Here is a 2,234-nt window from a genome sequence, read left to right as displayed (position 1 = left end):
GTGCCGCTGCTGCTCCTGTACGCCGGGGCGGTCGCCAACGTGCACGGCGGCGGGGCCGTGTGGGCGGAGACGAGGGCGCTGATCCCCGGACTGCTCATCGGCCTCATGTGGGCGGTGACGCTGGCGGCGATCAGCCTGCCGCTCGCGTCGCTGACCGGCAGGCGCGGCTTCGCGACCGGGGCGGTCGCGATCGCGTTCCTGCTCACCTACACGCTCGCGGAGATCCTGCTCCAGGTCGAGACCCTCGGCACCCACACCGGGCCAGGGCAGCCGGCGAGCGCGTCCCTCGCGGAGAAGGTCTCCGGCCTGTTCAGCCCGTTCACGCTCTTCGACGGCGTCCGCATGTGGCTCGGCGGCACCAACCAGGCCAACGGCGTGCCCGACCCCGGCGCCTTCGGCGCGGTCTATGCCCTCGTGCTGATCGCCCTGGTCGGGCTCTGCCTGGCCGGCCTCGGCGCCCGCTACCGGAAGGCCAACCGGTCATGACGACGATCGAGCTCCGCAACGTCAGCCGCTGGTACGGCAACGTGGTGGCGGTCAACGACATCACGATGGACATCGGCCCGGGCGTCACCGGCCTCCTCGGGCCGAACGGCGCGGGCAAGTCCACGATCCTGCACATGATGGCCGGCTTCCTCGAGCCGTCCAAGGGCACGCTCACCGTCGACGGCGACCCGACGTGGGAGAACCCGGGAATATACCGGAAGCTCGGCCTGGTCCCCGAGCGCGACTCCGTCTACGCGTTCCTCACCGGTGAGCAGTTCGTCACCGCGACCGCGAAGCTGCACAAGCTCCCCGACCCGGAGCGCGCGGCGCAGTGGTCGATCGGCCTGACCGAGATGGCGCCGGCGCAGGACCGCAAGATCTCCACGTACTCCAAGGGCATGCGGCAGCGGATCAAGGTCGCCGCGGCGCTCGTGCACAACCCGGAGATCCTGCTGCTCGACGAGCCGTTCAACGGCATGGACCCCCGGCAGCGGCTGCACATGATGGACCTGCTCGCCCGGCTCGGGCAGGAAGGCCGCACGATCCTGTTCTCCTCGCACATCCTCGAGGAGGTGGAACGGCTGTCCGGCACGATCCAGGTGATGGTCGCGGGCCGCCTGGCCGCGTCCGGCGACTTCCGCGCGATCCGCCGCCTGATGACCAGCCGCCCGCACGTCTTCCACGTCAAGACGTCCGACGACCGGCGGTTGGCCGCCGCCCTGGTGAGCCGCGACTACACCCACGCGGTCGAGGTCACGGGCAAGGGCCTTCAGGTGCGAACGTCCGACTTCGGCGCGTTCTGCGCGCACATCGCCGTCATCAGCCGCGATGAGAACATCCGGCTGACCGAACTGCTGCCGACCGACGAGTCGCTTGAAAGCGTCTTCGGCTACCTGATCGCGAACTAGGAGCTCAGCGGAAATGCTCAACCCGACAGTCGCGGGCATCACGGTCCGCGCCACGCTCGGCCGCAGGCGCGCCGTGCTGTTCGCCATCCCCGCCGCGATCCTCATCGCGCTCACGCTGGTGCTGCGCGCGTCCCGTCCCGCGGGCACCCCCTGGCCGGACACCGTGCTCGGCGACTTCGGCTTCTCGATCCTGCTGCCGCTCACCGCGCTGATCATCGGCACCGGCGTGCTCGGCGCGGAGATCGACGACGGCAGCGTCGTGCACCTGCTGGCGACGCCGGTCAGCCGGGCCGGAGTCATCCTCACGAAGTTCGCGGTCGCCGCGGGCCTGACGGCGCTGTTCACGGCGGTGCCCGAGCTCATCGCGGGCCTGATCGCGCCGAACTCGGCCAAGCTGGCCGTCGCGCTGTTCATCGGCGCGCTGGTCGGCTCGGCCGTCTACTCGGCGGTGTTCGTCCTCGCGTCGGTGCTGACCAGCCGCGCGATCGCGTTCGGGCTGCTGTACGTGGCCGTGTGGGAGGGCCTGCTCAGCAACCTCGTCGGCGGCGTTCGCATCCTGTCGATCGCCCACTACTCGCTCGGCATCGCCAACGGCATCCACCCCGACCAGGACCTCAACGCGGGCCTTGGCGTCGCCACGTCGGCGATCCTCGCGGTCGTGGTCACCGCGGGCGGCCTGTACCTGGCCACCCGCCGCCTGCGGCGCTTCGCCCTGGCCGGCGACGCCGCCTGACGGCACCCCCGCGCCCAGACATGGATGTGACGTTGGTGTCGCCATGGCGACACCAACGTCACATCCATGAAGTAGCCCCGAGGATAACAGCAAGAAGCGCGCAGCGC

The 2,234-nt window shown here is 70.5% G+C and carries 2 protein-coding genes and 1 pseudogene; all 3 read left to right on the top strand.

Translation table 11 applies throughout. The features are described 5' to 3' along the window. Positions 1-486 (top strand): annotated as a pseudogene (locus tag VN779_RS13325) (hypothetical protein); the annotation flags it as partial. Next, positions 483-1,394, top strand: coding sequence for an ABC transporter ATP-binding protein (locus VN779_RS13320; RefSeq protein WP_325723016.1), 912 nt, complete (start codon positions 483-485; stop codon positions 1,392-1,394). The pseudogene VN779_RS13325 and the gene VN779_RS13320, both read left to right, overlap by 4 nt. Positions 1,395-1,407: 13 nt before the next feature. Beyond that, entirely contained in the window at positions 1,408-2,127 is a 720-nt protein-coding gene (locus tag VN779_RS13315; protein ID WP_325723014.1) for an ABC transporter permease, read from the top strand. Positions 2,128-2,234 lie beyond the last annotated feature (107 nt).

This window comes from Actinocrinis sp. (assembly GCF_035605935.1).
Taxonomy (GTDB): Bacteria; Actinomycetota; Actinomycetes; order Streptomycetales; family Catenulisporaceae; genus Actinocrinis.
The sequence above is the reverse complement of the archived record's forward strand: the minus strand, read 5'-3'. Positions and strand labels throughout refer to the sequence as shown.

Coding starts and splice junctions, on each gene's coding strand:
- VN779_RS13315 (WP_325723014.1), top strand. CDS start 1,408: ATGCTCAACCCGACAGTCGCGGGCATCACGGTCCGCGCCACGCTCGGC.
- VN779_RS13320 (WP_325723016.1), top strand. CDS start 483: ATGACGACGATCGAGCTCCGCAACGTCAGCCGCTGGTACGGCAACGTG.